This window comes from Petralouisia muris (assembly GCF_004793545.1).
GTDB lineage: Bacteria > Bacillota > Clostridia > Lachnospirales > Lachnospiraceae > Petralouisia > Petralouisia muris.
On the sequence record NZ_SRYA01000210.1, the window covers coordinates 1 to 1,342 of the forward strand.

Annotated in this window: 1 protein-coding gene; it reads left to right on the top strand. The window is 46.9% G+C overall.

The genetic code is table 11. The features are described 5' to 3' along the window. Window positions 1-88: 88 nt before the first annotated feature. A complete protein-coding gene (locus E5329_RS29100; protein WP_117960617.1) occupies window positions 89-1,318 on the top strand; it encodes an ISAzo13 family transposase in 1,230 nt (409 codons plus the stop codon). Window positions 1,319-1,342 lie beyond the last annotated feature (24 nt).

A 1,342-nucleotide genomic window follows, 5' to 3' on the forward strand; every position in this document is an offset into this window, starting at 1 on the left:
AGGAACTGTCGTGAAATAATTTGTATATTTTTGGAATCTATGTTAATATATGTCATGAACGAGTTTAGTGATTCAGGAGGACATTTTCATGGCACATAATAACGATAAAACATTGAGCATCATTGAGCAGGTTTTCAAGACAATGCCCCAACTATTGGATGAGCGCCAACGTCGTCTGCTGGCCGCAAGCATTGCAAAGGGCTATGGCCATGGCGGCATCAAACTTGTCAGCGAAGCCAGTGGCATGGATATCCGCACAATACGTTCTGGCATCCATGAGATCAAGGACGGCATGCCTTTCCCTTCCGGACCGGAAAAGGTCAGAAAAAGCGGTGCTGGCAGAAAACCTGTAAAACAACTGCAGCCCGATCTTCTGGATGACATCAGGGCTGTTGTTGAAAACAATACTTACGGTGATCCCCAGAAGGTTATTTCATGGACTGACCTCAGCCTCCGGGATATTTCGTCAATCCTGAAGGAACGTTTCGGGATTGATGCCGGGAAAGACATTGTGTCGCGTGCGTTGGAGGAGCTTGGCTACAGTAAGCAGGCAAACCAAAAAATGCTCCAGGTTGGAAGCCAGCACATTGACCGGGATGCCCAGTTCCAATACATCAACACGAAAGCCCAGGAATTCATTGATGCCAATGAGCCTGTAATATCAACAGATACAAAAAAGAAGGAACTTGTGGGCAACTTTAAAAATAATGGTGCTGAATACAGGCCGGCAGGGGAAGCAAGGAAAGTATTGGACCATGACTTCCCCCTGCCCGGGCTGGGTAAGGTCGCCCCGTATGGCGTATACCTTGTCAACGGCAATGCTGGGTTTGTAAACCTGGGGACGGACCATGATACGAGCGCATTTGCTGTTGAAAGCATCCGGCGCTGGTGGAACATCGTGGGGAAGCCGACATACCCGGATGCCCAAAAACTGTATATAAACTGTGACGGTGGCGGCAGCAACGGATGGCGAACGCGTCTGTGGAAATACGAACTGGCGCTGTTTGCCCAGGAAAGCGGATTGGAAATCCATGTTTCCCATTATCCGCCAGGCACGTCAAAATGGAACAAGGTTGAGCACCGCCTGTTTTGTTATATAACAAAAAACTGGGCAGGGAAACCGCTGATCGATATCAATACCATTGTCAACCTGATCTCATCAACTACTACGGCCAAAGGTCTGGAAGTGAAATGTGTTGTTGACAGAAATACATACCAGACTGGTTTAAAAGCAAATGATGAAATGATGAGCAGAATTGATATTGAAGCAGTTGGGCCAAATGAATCATGGAACTATGTAATACGTGGGTTCAAATAGTACATTTTATTTTGCGACAGTTCC